Origin of the sequence: Pseudomonas alcaligenes (assembly GCF_014490745.1) — a bacterium.
In the GTDB taxonomy this organism is placed as follows: domain Bacteria; phylum Pseudomonadota; class Gammaproteobacteria; order Pseudomonadales; family Pseudomonadaceae; genus Aquipseudomonas; species Aquipseudomonas alcaligenes_C.
This window is the reverse complement of the sequence record NZ_LZEU01000001.1, coordinates 638,501-655,193: the sequence shown is the minus strand read 5'-3', so window position 1 is coordinate 655,193 and position 16,693 is coordinate 638,501. Positions and strand designations below refer to the sequence as shown.

Here is a 16,693-nt window from a genome sequence, read left to right as displayed (position 1 = left end):
TCTGCTGAGTCTGCTGCGCTTCGGCACTGCCGCGTTGAAAGCAGGCTTGGAAAGCAGCTAGCGCGGCCCGTAGTGAGTACCGCTGATTTACAGTTCATACACTGCGCGCCCTCGCTTGTTGAACTCGCTGGCGCTTACCCTTCGGGCCAGTCTGCCGCGGTTACTCCCGTTGGTCGTTGCGCCTTGCATCGCTCTAGCCCGCAAGACTTTGGAGCGGTTCTGAGGCGCGATGTCGCGCATGACTTGCTCTTGTCGTTTTTATTGATTGAGCGCTCAATAAAAACCATCTAGCGTACCCGGACACTCTCTGCCGGCTGCCTATCCATTGCGCCGGCCCTGTTTCCGAGGACTGCGCCATGCCCCGTTTCCCCGACCAGCAGCTCTATATCGGCGGCCGTTATGTCGACGGCAGCAGCGGCGTCCACTTCGAAAGTATCAACCCGGCTACCGGCGAAGTGCTGGCCCGCGTGCAGCGCGCCAGCCAGGCTGACGTCGAGCGCGCCGTGGCCTGCGCCGTCGAGGGGCAGAAGGTCTGGGCGGCGATGACCGCCATGCAGCGCTCGCGCATCCTGCGCCGCGCCGTGGATATCCTGCGCGAGCGCAACGACGAGCTGGCCGCCCTGGAGACCCTCGACACCGGCAAGCCGCTGAGCGAAACCCGCGCGGTGGACATCGTCACCGGCGCCGACGTGCTGGAGTACTACGCCGGGCTGATCCCGGCCATCGAGGGCGAACAGATTCCCCTGCGCGACAGCAGCTTCGTCTACACCCGTCGCGAGCCGCTGGGCGTGGTCGCCGGCATCGGCGCGTGGAACTACCCGATCCAGATCGCCCTGTGGAAATCCGCCCCGGCCCTGGCCGCCGGCAACGCGATGATCTTCAAGCCCAGCGAGGTGACCCCGCTGAGCGCGCTGAAACTGGCCGAGATCTACACCGAGGCAGGCGTGCCGGATGGCGTGTTCAGCGTGCTCACCGGTAGCGGCCGGGAAGTCGGCCAGTGGCTCACCGAGCACCCGCTGATCGAGAAGATTTCCTTCACCGGCGGCACCGCCACCGGCAAGAAGGTCATGGCCAGCGCCTCCAGCTCGTCGCTCAAGGAAGTCACCATGGAGCTGGGCGGCAAGTCGCCGCTGATCATCTGCGAGGACGCCGACCTCGACCGCGCCGCCGACATCGCGGTGATGGCCAACTTCTTCAGCTCCGGCCAGGTCTGCACCAACGGCACCCGGGTGTTCATCCCGCGCGCTCTGCAGGCGCGCTTCGAGGCCAAGGTGGTCGAACGGGTCAAGCGCATCCGCCTTGGCGACCCGCAGGACGAGCGCACCAACTTCGGCCCGCTGACCAGCTTCGCGCACATGGACAGCGTGCTCGGCTACATCGCCAAGGGCCGCAGCGAAGGCGCCCGCCTGCTGATCGGCGGCGAACGGGTGACCAGCGGCGAATTCGCCAAGGGCGCCTACGTGGCCGCCACCGTGTTCACCGACTGCACGGACGACATGACCATAGTGCGCGAGGAAATCTTCGGCCCGGTGATGAGCATCCTCATCTACGACAACGAGGCCGAAGTGATCCGCCGCGCCAACGCCAGCGACTACGGCCTGGCCGCCGGCGTGGTGACCCGCGACCTGGCCCGCGCCCATCGCCTGATCCACCAGCTGGAAGCCGGCATCTGCTGGATCAACACCTGGGGCGAGTCGCCGGCGGAAATGCCGGTGGGCGGCTACAAGCAGTCCGGGGTCGGCCGCGAGAACGGCCTGACCACCCTCGGCCACTACACCCGGATCAAGTCGGTGCAGGTGGAGCTGGGCGATTACCACTCGGTGTTCTGAGAACCTGCCTACGATCTGCTGCGCGTCGGCCAGACCGCGTTAAAACTGGCCTCGGGATGCTCATTTACAGCTCGTAAACTCCGCTCCCTCGGCCAGTTTTGCCTTGTCTGGCGCTAGCTCGCGAGATCGTAAACAGGTTCTGCGGCACAAAAATATGGCCCGGCCATCCGGGCGTAGTCACTGCGTTTGCCCGGAGCGCCTCCGGCCACAGGAACGTCCATGTCCCAGGAATTCGACTACATCATCATCGGCGCCGGCTCGGCCGGTAACGTGCTGGCCACCCGCCTCAGCGAAGATGCCGAGGTCAGCGTGCTGCTGCTCGAAGCCGGCGGCCCCGACTACCGCCTGGACTTCCGCACCCAGATGCCCGCCGCCCTCGCCTACCCGCTGCAGGGCCGCCGCTACAACTGGGCCTACGAGACCGACCCCGAGCCGTACATGAACAACCGGCGCATGGAATGCGGGCGCGGCAAGGGCCTGGGTGGCTCCTCACTGATCAACGGCATGTGCTACATCCGCGGCAACGCCCTGGACTTCGACAACTGGGCCAAACAACCGGGTCTCGAGGACTGGAGCTATCTGGACTGCCTGCCGTATTTCAGGAAAGCCGAGACCCGCGACAGCGGCGCCAACCCCTACCACGGCGGCGACGGCCCGGTCAGCGTGACCACGCCCAAGGCCGGCAACAACCCGCTGTTCCAGGCCATGGTCGAGGCCGGCGTGCAGGCCGGCTACCCGCGCACCGACGACCTCAACGGCTACCAGCAGGAAGGCTTCGGCCCGATGGATCGCACCGTGACCCCGCAGGGGCGGCGCTCCAGCACCGCCCGCGGCTATCTGGATCAGGCCCGCGGCCGGCCCAACCTGACCATCGTCACCCACGCCCTCACCGACCGCATCCTGTTCGACGGCCGGCGCGCCACTGGCGTCGCCTATTTGCATGGCGACGGCGATACACCAGTGATCGTCAGGGCGCGCCGCGAAGTGCTGCTGAGCAGCGGCGCCATCGCCTCGCCGCAGATCCTGCAACGCTCCGGGGTCGGCCCGGCGGCCCTGCTGCGCGAGCTGGACATTCCCCTGGTGCACGACCTGCCCGGCGTCGGCGCCAACCTGCAGGATCACCTGGAGCTGTACCTGCAGTACGCCTGCAAGGAGCCGGTGTCGCTGTACCCGGCGCTGCAGTGGTGGAATCAGCCGGCGATCGGCGCCGAATGGCTGTTCCTCGGCAGCGGCCTGGGCGCCAGCAACCAGTTCGAGGCCGGCGGCTTTATCCGTACCCGGGATGAGTTCAAGTGGCCGAACATCCAGTACCACTTCCTGCCGGTAGCGATTAACTACAACGGCAGCAACGCGGTGAAGGAGCACGGCTTCCAGGCTCACATGGGCTCCATGCGCTCGCCCAGCCGCGGGCGCATCCAGCTGAAGTCCAAAGACCCGCGCCAGCACCCGAGCATCCTGTTCAACTACATGAGCAGCCCGCAGGACTGGCAGGAGTTCCGCGACGGCATCCGCATCACCCGCGAAATCATGGCCCAACCGGCGCTGGACGCCTTCCGCGGCCGCGAGCTGAGCCCCGGTGCGCACCTGCAGAGTGACGCCGAGCTGGACGAATTTATCCGCAGCCATGCCGAGACCGCCTTCCACCCCTCCTGCTCGTGCAAGATGGGCAGCGACGCCATGGCGGTGGTCGACGGCCAGGGCCGCGTGCACGGCCTGCAGGGGCTGCGAGTGGTGGATGCGTCGATCATGCCGGAGATCATCACCGGCAACCTCAACGCCACCACCATCATGCTCGCCGAGAAGATCGCCGACCGCATCCGCGGGCGCCAGCCGCTGCCGCGCAGCGAGGCGGCCTACTTCGTCGCCGGCGAGCGGCCGGTACGCCAGGCCGCCCTGCGCGCCCTCAGCGCCTGAGGCACAGAACCTGTTCAAAGTCTCGCGAGCTAGAGCCAGGCAAGGCGAAAACAGGCGAGGGCGCGGAGTTTACGAGCTGTAAATGAGCAGCCCGAGCCTGCTTTCAACGCAGCATGGCCGACGCGCAGCAGACTTTGGGCAGGTTCTCAACTCGCAGCCGGCAATGCCTCACCCAGTGGGGTAACCGTGACCCGCACCTCCGGGTCGTGGCTGCCGCCGCCGAGGATCACCCCGCGCAGCGGCGACACGTCGGCGAAGTCGCGGCCCCAGCCGAGGCTGATGTGCTCCAGCGCCGGCAACAGGTTGTTGGTCGGGTCGAAATCCACCCAGCCCTGGCGCGGGCAGTACACCGAGACCCAGGCGTGCGAAGCGTCGGCACCGATCAGCCGCGGCTGGCCGGGCGGCGGCTGGGTCAGCAGGTAGCCGCTGACGTAGCGCGCCGACAGGCCCAGCGAACGCAGGCAGGCCAACATCAGGTGGGCGAAGTCCTGGCATACCCCGCGGCGCTCCTCCAGCACCTGCAGCAGTGGCGTCGCCACCTGGGTGGCGGCGGCATCGAAGGTGAACTCGGTGAAGATCTTCTGCATCAGCGCACGCACCGCCAATAGCAGCGGGCGGCCGGGGCTGAAGCACTCGGCGGCGAAGGCAACGAAGGCCTGCTTGAGGTGCACATAGGGCGACTGGAAGCGGTAGCGCGCCGCCTCCAGCAGTTCGGCCGGCAGCGCCTGGCCGCTATAGCGCAGGGCGGCGACCGCCTCCTCCCAGGCCGGTGAATCCTCCAGCTGCAGATCCTCGCGGGCCTGCACCTCGACGCGCAGGCAGGCGATCACCCGCAACTCGTCGTGGGGCCGCTCGAAGGCCAGGCGGGTCAGCGGGTTGCCGAACACATCGACGCCATCCAGGCGCCGGGTCGGCTGCGGGGTGACGGTCAGATGGCGCTCCAGGCAGCGCTGCCACGCGCAGTCTCTCGGCCACAGGTGCGCCAGCTGCTGGGCCAGGGAAACCGGCGCCGAGTAGCGGTAATGGGTGTCGTGGAGAACCTGATAGTGCGCGCGCTTCATACGGAAAGCGTCCCGCGGCTGGCGTCCACATGCACGAAGAAACGCAGCGCCAGCTGGTCGGATACCGCACCGGCGGCGCTGGCGATCTGCAGCAGCAGGTCGGCCAGCCCGCCGAGCACGGCGCGGATGCCGGACTGGCCGAACAGCGGGCTCTCCAGGCTGCCCAGCTGGAAGCCGGCCAGCTTGCGCTCCAGCTCGACCAGGCGGCTGTCGCCGCTGAAGGCGAAGCTGGCCTCGAGGTTGCCCAGCGAACGCAGCAGCTGGCGCAGCTGGAACAGCACCGCATGCGGGTTCTGCGCGTCGAGCAGGAGCAGGTCGAGCACCGGGATCAGCTGCGCGCTGGCCAGGTAGCGGGTGCGATAGGTGATGCTGCTGTTGCCCAGCTCCAGCAGCCACTCCAGCGCCGACTGGTCATGCGCCGCCGGGCTACGCAGGAACTCGGCGATGCTCTCGGCGAGGAACTGCAGGCGCTCGATGCAGCGGCCGAGCATGAGGAAGCGCCAGCCGTCGTCGCGGGTCATGTCGTCGAGGGCGAAGCCGGACAGCGCCGCCAGCGACATCAGCAGACGGTTGAGGAAATCCAGCAGCTCGCCGAAGTCCGCGCCCTCGCTATCCAGGCTCTGCGCCTCGCGCTGCAGCTCGACCAGCGCCTGCCAGTTCTCCCGCGACAGCTTGCCGCGCACGCTGCCGGCCGCCCACTGCAGGCGCTGCAGGTTGGCGCGCAGGCTGGTCGGCCAGTCGGCACCGAGCAGGGCCTGCAGCAGGCGCTGCTCCAGGGTGCCCTCGACGGCACCCGGCAGCAGGCCGAGGCTCTCGCCCAGGGCCAGGGCGGTCTGTAGCGCCTGCGGGTCGTCGTCATCGTCGACATAGCGCGCCAGCATGATGCGCAGCAGCCGCGCGCCATCCTCGCAGCGCGAGCTGTAGCGGCCGAACCAGAACAGGTTTTCCACCACCCGTGACGGCAGGTAGGGGTCGCTGCGCACCAGGTCGGCCACGCCGAGCGGGCGCAGCCATTGCCAGGGCTCGCCGCCGGCATGCCGTTCGCCGAGCACCCAGGTGTCCTTGCTCGCCCCGCCGCGCTGCATCGACACCACTTCGGCGTCGGCCTCGGCGGCCACCCGGGTCAGGCCGCCGGGCAGAACCTTGTAGCCGTCGGCGCTGGCCACGGCGAATACGCGCATGCCGATGGCCCGCGGCGCCAGCTTGCCGTCCTCGGCCTGCCACACCGGCGCCTGCGACAGCTGGGCCTGGGCCTGGGCCACGTAGGCATAGGGGCGCGCCTTGAGGCGCGCGGCCAACTCGGCGCGCTGCGCCGCGTCGAGATCGCGGCCGAATACCGGGGCGAAGCTCTGCGACGGGAAGCTGGGCCGCACCAGCAGCTCGTCGAGCATCTCCAGCGCCTCGTCCAGCACCGGCGGCTCGCCGCACCACCAACTGGCGATGGACGGCAGCAGCAGTTCCTCGCCGAGCAGCTTCTCGCTGATCGCCGGCAGGAAACCGGGCAGGCCGGGCGACTCCAGCACACCGCTGCCGAGGGCATTGGCCACCAGCACCTTGCCCTGGCGTACCGCCTCGAGCAGGCCGGGCACGCCGAGGGCGGAATCGGTACGCAGCTCCAGCGGGTCGCAGAAGTCGTCGTCGAGGCGGCGCAGCACCGCATGCACCCGGCGCAGGCCGGCCAGGGTCTTGAGGTAGACGGTGGCGTCGCGCACGGTCAGGTCGCTGCCTTCCACTAGCGGATAGCCGAGCTGGCGGGCCAGGTACAGGTGCTCGAAATAGCTTTCGTTGAAGCGCCCCGGCGTCAGCAGCACCACCAGCGGCGTCTCGCCGCCTTCCACCGGCGCCTGGCGCGCCAGGGTGTCCTGCAGGGTGCGGAAGAAGCCGGCCAGGTACTGCACGCGCAGGTCGCGGTACAGCTCGGGAAAGGCGCGCGAGAGGATCTGCCGGTTCTCCAGGGCATAGCCGGCACCGGACGGCGCCTGGGTGCGGTCGGCGGTGACCCACCAGCGGCCGTCCGGGGCGCGGGCCAGATCCACCGCGTACAGGTGCAGGAAGGTGCCGCCCGGCGGCTGGATGCCCTGGCACGGCCAGAGGAAGTTGTCGTGGCCGAATACCAGCTCGGCCGGCAGCAAGCCGTCGGCGAGCAATTGTTGCGGGCCGTACAGGTCGGCCAGCACGGCATTGAGCAGGCCGGCGCGCTGGGCCACGCCGGCGGCGATCTGCTGCCACTCATCAAAGGGAATCAGGTTGGGCAGCAGATCCAGCTCCCAGGGGCGGTCGGCGCCATCCGGGTCGGCGTAGACGTTGTAGGTCACGCCGTTTTCCTGGATCTGCCGGCTGAGCAGGGCCTGGCGTTGTTGCAGCTGCGCCGGGCTGCTGCGCTGCAGCTGCTCGAACAGCCGGCGCCAGTGCGGGCGTACCGCGCCCTTGGCATCCAGCAGTTCGTGGTAGGCCGCCTCGTTCAGCGGGTAGTCGGCAAGCAAGTCAGGCATGGCAGGCTCAAGAGATATCTAGCGCGGGGTGTTCTTGGTAGGAGCGAGCTCTGCTCGCGAAGCCTTTGCATTGTTCGCGAGCAGAGCTCGCTCCTACAGATCCGTCTCCCGTACGCGGAAAAGGAAGTCAAACACGGCGCAGATCCAGGGTCATCGGCAATTCATTATTGTTGATCGGCTGGCTGGCCGTCAGCTCGCCCGGGCTGTGGCCGTGGCGGAAGAAGCGCGCCAGGCGCCGGCTCTCGGCCTCGTAGGCGTTGACCGGCAGGCTGGCGTAGTTGCGCCCGCCGGGGTGAGCCACATGGTACTGGCAACCGCCGAGGGAGCGGCTCATCCAGGTATCGACCAGGTCGAACACCAGCGGTGCCTGCACGCCGATGGTCGGTTGCAGGCAGTTGGCCGGCTGCCAGGCGCGGTAGCGCACGCCGCCGACGAACTCGCCGACCTTGCCAGTGGGGCGCAGCGGTACCGGCACGCCGTTGCAGGTGAGCACGTAGCGATCCGGCGCCAGGCCGTCGAGGCGCACCTGCAGGCGCTCCAGGGACGAATCCACATAGCGCACGGTGCCGCCGACGGCGCCCTCCTCGCCGAGCACATGCCAGGGCTCCAGGGCCTGGCGCAGTTCCAGGTCGATGCCACGCACCTGGTAGTCGCCGACCTTGGGGAAACGGAACTCGAAGTGCGGGGCGAACCACTCGGCGCGCAGCGGATAGCCATAGGCGTTGAGCTCGTGCAGCACGTCCTGGAAGTCCTGCTCGACGAAGTGCGGCAACAGGAAGCGGTCGTGCAGTTCGGTGCCCCAGCGCGCCAGCTTGTGCGGCCGGTAGGGCTCGTCCCAGAAACGTGCGACCAGGCCGCGCAGCAACACCTGCTGGGCCAGGCTCATGCGCGCATGCGGCGGCATCTCGAAGGCACGCAGTTCGAGCAGGCCGAGGCGGCCGCTGGCGCTGTCCGGCGAGTACAGCTTGTCGATGCAGAACTCGGCGCGGTGGGTGTTGCCGGTGACATCCACCAGCAGGTTGCGCAGCAGGCGGTCGACCAGCCAGGGCGGGCAGTCGCGGCCCGGCTCGGGCATCTGCGCGAAGGCGATTTCCAGCTCGTAGAGGGCATCGTTGCGCGCCTCGTCGACCCTGGGGGCTTGAGACGTCGGGCCGATAAACAGGCCACTGAACAGGTAGGACAGCGACGGGTGGTTGTGCCAGTAGCTAATCAGGCTGCGCAGCAGGTCGGGACGACGCAGGAACGGCGAGTCTTCCGGAGTGGCGCCACCGAGGACGAAGTGGTTGCCGCCGCCGGTGCCGGTATGGCGCCCGTCGACCATGAACTTCTCGCTGGTCAGGCGCGTCTGCCGCGCCGCCTCGTAGAGAAACTCGGTGCGCTCGACCAGCTCCTGCCAGTTGCTCGCCGGGTGGATATTCACCTCGATCACGCCCGGATCCGGAGTGACGCGGAAGTAGTTGAGGCGCGGGTCGGCCGGTGGCTCGTAGCCCTCCAGCAGCACCGGGCAGCGCAGCTCACGGGCGGTGGCCTCGATGGCGGCGACCAGTTCCAGATACTCCTCCAGCCGGCTCAGGGGCGGCATGAACAGGTACAGGCGGCCGTCGCGCGGTTCGGCGCACAGCGCCGTGCGCACGATGCCGGCGGCCGACTCGAACGGCGCCGGTGCCCGCAGCGCCGGGCCGTCGCCCTTGCCATGGGGGTGCAGCGGGGTGCGCAGCTGCTGCTGGATGCTCTGCCGGCTGGGCAGCGGCTGGAACTGCTGGTTGGGATCCTGCGGCTGCACATAGGGGTAGTCCAGCTCGCCGACCCAGGGCTGCGAATCCAGCGGCAGGCGATAGCCCAGTGGCGAGTCGCCGGGAATCAGGCGGCAGTGCTCTTCGCGCAGGAACCAGGGGCCGGTCAGCCACTGCCCGGCGGTATCACACATCAGCGGCAGGACATGCCCGACCACTTCGCCGAGGCCACGGCAGAACACCTTGCGCAGGCGCTCGCGCTCCAGCGGGTCGGCCAGGCGCGGGTCGTCCGGGCTGACGTTGGCCGGCAGCCGGCGCTCGCGCCACAGGTAGTAGAGCCAGTCCTCGTAGGCCGGGAAGGCATGCTCGGCGGACAGCCCGAGGTGCCCGGCCAGGGCGGCCAGGAAGCGCCCGGCCAGGCGCGCGTCGGCGCCGTAGTAGCGCGTCTCGTCGGCGTACAGCGCGGCGTCCTGCCAGATCGGCTCGCCGTCCTTGCGCCAGAAACAGTTGAGCGACCAGCGCGGCAGCTGCTCGCCGGGGTACCACTTGCCCTGGCCGAAATGCACCATCGCCTGCGGCGCGTAATGCGCGCGCAGGCGATGGAACAGCTCGCCGGCCAGACGGCGCTTGTTCGGGCCCATGGCCGCAGTGTTCCACTCGGCGTCGTCGGGGTAGTCGAGGGCGACGAAGGTCGGCTCGCCGCCCATGGTCAGGCGCACGTCGCCATAGGCCAGGTCGCCGTCGATCAGCCGGCCGAGGTCGAGAATCTCCTGCCATTGCTCGTCGCTGTACGGCTTGGTCACCCGCGGCGCTTCCCAGATGCGCTCGACGCGCATCTCGTGCTCGAAGTCGCACTCGCACTCGTCCACCGCGCCGCTGATCGGCGCCGCCGAGGACGGCTCGGGGCTGCAGGCCAGCGGGATGTGGCCTTCGCCGGCGAACAGCCCGGAAGTCGGATCGAGGCCGATCCAGCCGGCCCCCGGCAGGTACACCTCGCACCAGGCATGCAGGTCGGTGAAGTCCACTTCGGTGCCGCTGGGGCCGTCGAGGGATTTGACGTCGGCGCTGAGCTGGATCAGGTAGCCGGAGACGAAGCGCGCGGCCAGGCCCAGGTGACGGAACAGCTGCACCAGCAGCCAGGCCGAGTCGCGACAGGAGCCGGAGGCCTTCTCCAGGGTTTCCTCGGGGGTCTGCACGCCCGGCTCCAGGCGGATCAGGTAGCCGATATCGGTGGCCAGTCTCTGGTTCAGCGCAACCAGGAAGTCCACGCTGGCCTTGGGCTTGCGCTCGATGCCGGCCAGGTAGTCGGCGAACAGCGCACCGCCCGCCAGCTTGACCAGGTAGGGCGCCAGCTCGCGCTGCTCGCCGGCGGTGTAGGCGAAGGGAATCTGCTCGGCGTAGGGCTCGAGGAAAAAGTCGAAGGGGTTGAACACCGCCATCTCGGCGACCAGGTCGACGACGATTTTCAGCTCGTCGGTCTTGTCCGGGAACACCAGGCGCGCCAGGTAGTTGCCCTGGGGATCCTGCTGCCAGTTGATGAAATGCTCGCCCGGTTCGACCTTGAGCGCGTAGGAGAGGATGCGCGTGCGGCTGTGTGGCGCCGGGCGCAGGCGTACGACCTGCGGGCCGAGGTTGACCAGACGGTCGTAGCGGTAATGGGTGACATGCTGCAGTGCGACATGGATCGACACGGCGGGCCTCCTGCGAGCCAGGGCGATACCTGGGCTGCGCAAGAGTTATGCCAGTGACTTTTTCGCGGTTTCAGCGGGTTGCGCGGGGTGCCGAGCACCACAACGGGGCGGCGCGCGCAGGGCGGGCAGTGCGGCGCACAGAAAAGGCGCCAGCTCCCCTCTCCCCCCGGGAGAGGGGCCGGGGGTGAGGGGCTTACAGGCCACGCTGAGTTGCCTAGGGCACCCTCACCCCAACCCTCTCTCGGAGGGAGAGGGAGTCACGCCGCTTAGCGCGGAACTACCGGACGCTTGGGCTTCTTGCCGGAATCCTTGCCGCCGCCGGACTTCTCCGCCTTGCGCCGGGCCTCGGCAGCGGCCTTGGCCTGCTCGCGCTTGTCCCAGCTCTTGCTGCCGTCGCTGCCGCGCGGCGGCAGTCCGGTGTGCTGGGTAAGGATGCGCCCAGTGGTCTGCGGCTTGCCGCCACCGTTGCCGGCAACCTTCTTGCTGCCGGCCGGGGTCGAGTTCTTGCGGCGCGCGCTCTGGTACTCGTCGGTCTGCGGCTGGTAGGTCGGGATCAGGTGGTGCTTGCCGTTGCCGATCAGGTCGCTGCGGCCCATGCGTTCCAGCGCCTCGCGCAGCATCGGCCAGCCCTTCGGATCGTGATAGCGCAGGAAGGCCTTGTGCAGGCGGCGCTGCTGCTCGCTCTTGACGATGGTCACGCCGTCGCTCTTGTAGCTGACCTTGCGCAGCGGGTTCTTGCCCGAGTGGTACATGGCCGTGGCCGACGCCATCGGCGACGGGTAGAAGGCCTGCACCTGGTCGGCGCGGAAGTCGTTGCGCTTGAGCCACAGGGCGAGGTTCATCATGTCCTCGTCGGTGGTGCCCGGGTGCGCGGCGATGAAGTACGGGATCAGGTACTGCTCCTTGCCCGCTTCCTTCGAGTACTTCTCGAACATGCGCTTGAACTTGTCGTAGCTACCGATGCCCGGCTTCATCATCTGATTCAGCGGGCCCTCCTCGGTGTGCTCCGGGGCGATCTTCAGGTAGCCACCAACGTGGTGGGTGACCAGCTCCTTGACGTACTCCGGCGACTCCACGGCGAGGTCGTAGCGCAGGCCGGAAGCGATCAGGATCTTCTTCACGCCCGGCAGGGCGCGGGCCTTGCGGTACAGCTCGATCAAGGACGAGTGGTCGGTATTCAGGTTCGGGCAGATGCCGGGGAACACGCAGGACGGCTTGCGGCAGGCGGATTCGATTTCCGGGCTCTTGCAGGCGATGCGGTACATGTTGGCGGTCGGCCCGCCGAGGTCGGAGACCACGCCGGTGAAGCCCGGCACCTTGTCACGCATCTCCTCGATCTCGCGGATGATCGATTCGTGCGAGCGGTTCTGGATGATGCGGCCCTCATGCTCGGTGATCGAGCAGAAGGTGCAGCCACCGAAGCAGCCACGCATGATGTTGACCGAGAAACGGATCATCTCGTAGGCCGGGATCTTCGCCTTGCCATAGGCCGGGTGCGGCACGCGCGCATAGGGCATGCCGAACACGTAGTCCATTTCCTCGGTGGTCATCGGGATGGGTGGCGGGTTGAACCACACATCCACCTCGCCATGCTTCTGCACCAAGGCGCGGGCGTTGCCCGGATTGGTCTCCAGGTGCAGCACGCGGTTGGCGTGGGCGTAGAGCACCGGGTCGTTGCGCACCTTCTCGAAGGACGGCAGGCGGATCACCGTCTTGGCACGGGTCATCTTCGGGCTGGGCAGCAGCTCGACCACCTTGGCCTCGTTGGGGTCTTCCTGCGGACCTTTTTCCTGCTCGATGGCGCAGGCGGCGGTGTCCTGGGTGTTGACGTAGGGGTTGATGATCTTGTCGACCTTGCCCGGACGGTCGATGCGGGTGGAGTCCACCTCGTACCAGCCCTGCGGGGTGTCACGGCGCACGAAGGCGGTGCCGCGCACATCGGTGATGCTCTCGACCTTCTCGCCGAAGGCCAGGCGCTGGGCGATCTCGACCACGGCGCGCTCGGCGTTGCCGTACAGCAGGATATCGGCGGTAGCGTCCATCAGGATCGAGCGGCGCACCTTGTCCTGCCAGTAGTCGTAGTGGGCGATGCGGCGCAAGGATGCCTCGATACCGCCGAGGATCACCGGCGTCTCGCTGTAGGCTTCCTTGCAGCGCTGGCTGTATACCAGGCTGGCGCGATCCGGACGGGCACCGGCCAGGCCGCCGGGGGTGTAGGCGTCGTCGGAGCGGATCTTCTTGTCCGCGGTGTAGCGGTTGATCATCGAGTCCATGTTGCCGGCGGCCACGCCGAAGAACAGGTTGGGCTGGCCGAGCTTCATGAAGTCGTCTTTCGACTGCCAGTTCGGCTGGGCGATGATGCCGACGCGGAAACCCTGGGACTCGAGCAGGCGACCGATGATGGCCATGCCGAAGGACGGGTGGTCGACGTAGGCGTCACCGGTGACGATGATGATGTCGCAGGAGTCCCAGCCGAGCTGATCCATCTCTTCCCGGCTCATCGGCAGGAAAGGCGCAGGCCCGAAACACTCGGCCCAATACTTCGGATAGTCGAACAGCGGCTTGGCGACTTGCATGTTTTTTGATCAACCGGGCTCTCACGGGGGCGCGGAATATAGCACAAAAAATATACAGAGTCCGAGTAGAACGCTCAGTCGCTTATACCCGAACACGACAGCAGTTTGTGATCACAGCCACACTCATGGCTATACTCGGCGGGATCGAGATCAGCCCGGCCCCGCGCCGAGGACTAAGGAGCCGTACCGGTGCGAGGCACTTTCCTGCAAGCGCTGCTGTTGACCCTGTGCCTGGCTATCCAGGGCGGTCATGCCTTGGCCGATACCTTTGTGCTGCAGGACACCAGCAGCGGGCAGGCACTGAACGAGCACATCGAGCTGCTGGAAGATGTCGACGGCAGCCTTGGCATCGCCGACATGGCCGACCCGGCCGTGCAGCAGCGTTTCGTGCCCGCCAATGGCCGCGCCTCGGTTGGCCAGAGCCGCCATCCCTGGTGGGTCAAGGTGCAATTGCAACGGGCCCCGGGCGCGCCCAGCCAGTGGTGGCTGGAGAACTCCGGCATCACCGTCTACCGCGTGCAGCTCTACCTGCCGGATGGCCAGGGTGGCTGGAGCACGCGGGAAACCAGCGAGAGCGTGCCGTTCGCTGCCGGCCGCGACTTCGACTACCGACGCATGGTGTTCCGCCTGCCGGAGCTGGGCGCGCAGCCGCTGACCTTCTACTTCCGCAGCTTTGATCCGGCTGGCAACTCCTTCCCGCTCAAGGTCTGGCAGCACGACGACCTGCAGAACCTGCGCGCCAGCGAGAACCTCGGCTTCGGCCTGGTCTACGGGGTGATCCTGGCGCTGTTCCTGTACAACCTGTTCATCCTCGTCGCCCTGCGCGACAAGGCCTACCTGTGGTACGTGCTGGCCACCGGTTGCGCGCTGGTGTTCATCCTCAGCATGACCGGCCACGGCTTCCAGTATTTCTGGGGCCACTCGCCGGTGCCGTTCTGGCTGGATCGCATCAGCCTGCCCTCGCTGTGGGGCATCTTCGTCATGCGTTTCACCCAGGAGCTGCTGTACACCCGCCGCGGCCTGCGCTGGGCAGATCGGGCGTTCAACACCGGCTGCGTGCTGTACGCCATCGCCATCCTGATCAACGCCTTCGGCTACCGCGCCGAAGGGGCCCTGCTGATCGCCCTGACCCCGATCGTCACGGTGCCGACCGCGCTGCTCAGCGCCGGCATCCGCTGGTACCAGGGCTTTATCCCGGCGCGTTTCTACCTGATCGGCTACGGCACCGTGCTGATCAGCACTGCCGTGCTGGTGATGCGCGCTGCCGGCATCATCCAGCCGAGCAACTTCACCGCCTACATGTTCCCCATCGCGGTGGCCGCCGAATCCATCCTGTTCTCCTTCGCCCTGGCCTACCGCATCCAGATGCTCAAGCAGGAGAAGGCCGAGGCCCTGGAACAGGCCGACCGCGAGAAGACCGCGCGCCTGGCGCAGATGCAGAACAGCGCCGACGAGCTGCAGGTCGCCGTCAGCCAGCGTACCGCCGAACTGGCCCTGGCCAACCAGCAGTTGTGCGAGCGCGAGCACGAACTGCAGCACGCCGCCTTCCATGACCCGCTGACCGAGCTGCCCAACCGCCGCTACCTGATCGAGCGCGCGGAAACCGCCATGGCCGACGCCCAGCGCCGAGAGGAATCGGTGGTGCTGATGCTGCTCGACCTCGACCACTTCAAGCCGATCAACGACCACTACGGCCACGACGCCGGCGACCTGCTGCTGCGTACCATCGGCCAGCGCCTGCGCGAGCATGTGCGCGCCAACGACATGGTCGCGCGCCTCGGCGGTGACGAATTTGCCCTGCTGATCTGCGGCGCCGACGCCCAGCAGCATGCCCAGGAAATCGCCGAACGGCTGCTCTGCGAGCTGGCCAAGCCGGTGCTCTACGGCGCCAACCGCCTGACCGTGACCATCAGCATCGGCGCCGCCCTGTTCCCGCAACATGCCCAGCAGTTCGCCAGCCTGTACAAGGCCGCCGACGAGGCCATGTACCAGGCCAAGCAGCAGGGCCGCTCGGGCTTCATCATGCCCGGCAGCGACGGCAAGCTGAGCCCGCAGGCCTGCCTGCAGCTGGATGTGCTGAAGGTGCCGAGCGGGCTGCTCTAGGGCCGGCTCTTAGGCCAGATAGCGGCGCGGCACCCGCGCGGTGACCTTGGTCAGCAACTCGTAGCCGATGGTGCCGGCGGCCCTGGCCACCTCGTCGACCGGCAGCTGCGCGCCCCACAACTCGACGGTATCGCCGACCTGAGCGGCGGGCAGGTTGGTCAGGTCGACCGCCAGCATGTCCATCGATACCCGCCCAACCAGGCTCGCGCGGCGGCCGCCGACCAGCACCGGGGTGCCGCTCGGCGCATGGCGCGGGTAACCATCGGCATAGCCGCAACTGACCGTGCCGATCCGCGACGATCGCGCGGCCACCCAGCTGGCGCCGTAACCGACGCTCTCCCCCGCCGCCACCTCGCGCACGGCGATCAGCTGCGCCTGCAGGCTCATCACCGGCCGCAGGCCCAATTCGGTAGCCGACAGCTCGGCGAACGGCGTGGCGCCGTAGAGCATGATGCCGGGGCGCAGCCAGTCCATGTGCGATGCGGGAATGGTCAGCAGGGCGGCGGAGTTGGCCAGGCTGCGCTGGTCGAAATCCAGATCGAGCAGCTCAAGGAACTGCTCCACCTGCTGCTCGGTGAGCGGATGGCCGCGCTCGTCGGCGCAGGCGAAGTGGCTGAGCAGGTTGAGCTCGGCGACCTGCGCGGCGCCACGCAGGCGCGCGTGCCAGTCGCGCACGGCCGCCGGCGCCAGGCCCAGGCGGTGCATGCCGGAATCCAGCTTGAGCCAGACATTCAGCGCCTGCGGCAGCTGCGCCGCCAGCAGCGCCTCGGCCTGCTCGACGCCCTGCACCACGATATCCAGGCGCAGCTGGGCGGCAATCGGCAGCTCGTCGGCGCTGAAGCAACCTTCGAGCAGCAGGATGCGCGCCGTACCATGCAGGGCGCGCACTTCGGCGGCCTCCTCCAGGCTGGCCACGGCAAAGCCGTCGGCCTCGTCGTGCAGGGCGGTAACCACCTCGCGCACGCCATGTCCGTAGGCATTCGCCTTGACCACCGCAAAGGCCTCGCGGCCCGGCGCGCAGCGCTTGGCCAGCGCGTAGTTGTGGCGAATGGCGGCCAGATCGATGGTGGCGACTAGAGGGCGCATGGCGCAGGCTCCGGCAAACGAAAACGGGCGCCCATCTTAACCGCTGGGCGCCCGTTTTCATTGATCCAAACCATGCCATGCCATCGTTGCCCCGGAAACCGTAGCGAGCGCGGCACAGGCAAGAAGCCCGGAGCACAGCAACCGGAGTGAACATCTGTTCATGAGGATTGCGCGCACCGCGTGACGCAGTCTGTGCTGCGCGCAGTAG

Annotated in this window: 8 protein-coding genes; 3 read left to right on the top strand and 5 right to left on the bottom strand. The window is 67.9% G+C overall.

All coding sequences use genetic code 11. The annotated features are described in order from the left end of the window. Positions 1–356: 356 nt before the first annotated feature. Together betB and betA are read left to right on the top strand one after the other, a co-directional pair. The gene (gene betB, locus A9179_RS02900; RefSeq protein WP_187804360.1) at positions 357–1,829 is read left to right on the top strand and encodes a betaine-aldehyde dehydrogenase; all 1,473 of its coding nucleotides are present in this window, start codon (positions 357–359) and stop codon (positions 1,827–1,829) included. A gap of 219 nt (positions 1,830–2,048) precedes the next feature. After that, positions 2,049–3,743: a choline dehydrogenase gene (betA, locus tag A9179_RS02895; protein ID WP_187804359.1), complete on the top strand. Its 1,695-nt coding sequence runs from the start codon at positions 2,049–2,051 to the stop codon at positions 3,741–3,743. A gap of 146 nt (positions 3,744–3,889) precedes the next feature. Here betA and A9179_RS02890 read toward each other — a convergent pair whose 3' ends face one another. From A9179_RS02890 to A9179_RS02875, 4 genes are all read right to left on the bottom strand, one after another. Beyond that, positions 3,890–4,804: a transglutaminase family protein gene (locus A9179_RS02890; protein WP_187804358.1), complete on the bottom strand. Its 915-nt coding sequence runs from the start codon at positions 4,802–4,804 to the stop codon at positions 3,890–3,892. Then, the gene (locus A9179_RS02885; RefSeq protein WP_187804357.1) at positions 4,801–7,296 is read right to left on the bottom strand and encodes a circularly permuted type 2 ATP-grasp protein; all 2,496 of its coding nucleotides are present in this window, start codon (positions 7,294–7,296) and stop codon (positions 4,801–4,803) included. Before A9179_RS02885 ends, A9179_RS02890 begins: the two co-directional genes overlap by 4 nt. 127 nt (positions 7,297–7,423) lie before the next feature. After that, positions 7,424–10,720 carry a transglutaminase family protein gene (locus A9179_RS02880; RefSeq protein ID WP_187804356.1) on the bottom strand — a complete coding sequence of 1,099 codons (3,297 nt, stop codon included), beginning with the start codon at positions 10,718–10,720 and terminating at the stop codon, positions 7,424–7,426. 266 nt (positions 10,721–10,986) lie between these two features. Continuing rightward, on the bottom strand, positions 10,987–13,296 hold the full coding sequence (locus A9179_RS02875) for a YgiQ family radical SAM protein (RefSeq protein ID WP_187804355.1): 2,310 nt from the start codon (positions 13,294–13,296) through the stop codon (positions 10,987–10,989). Positions 13,297–13,485: 189 nt separating this feature from the next. Between A9179_RS02875 and A9179_RS02870 the strand changes: the two genes are divergently transcribed. Next, a complete protein-coding gene (locus A9179_RS02870; RefSeq protein ID WP_394354696.1) occupies positions 13,486–15,399 on the top strand; it encodes a diguanylate cyclase domain-containing protein in 1,914 nt (637 codons plus the stop codon). A gap of 9 nt (positions 15,400–15,408) precedes the next feature. Here the strand turns inward: A9179_RS02870 and alr are convergent, their stop codons facing one another. Beyond that, positions 15,409–16,485, bottom strand: coding sequence for an alanine racemase (alr, locus tag A9179_RS02865; protein ID WP_187804354.1), 1,077 nt, complete (start codon positions 16,483–16,485; stop codon positions 15,409–15,411). Positions 16,486–16,693 lie beyond the last annotated feature (208 nt).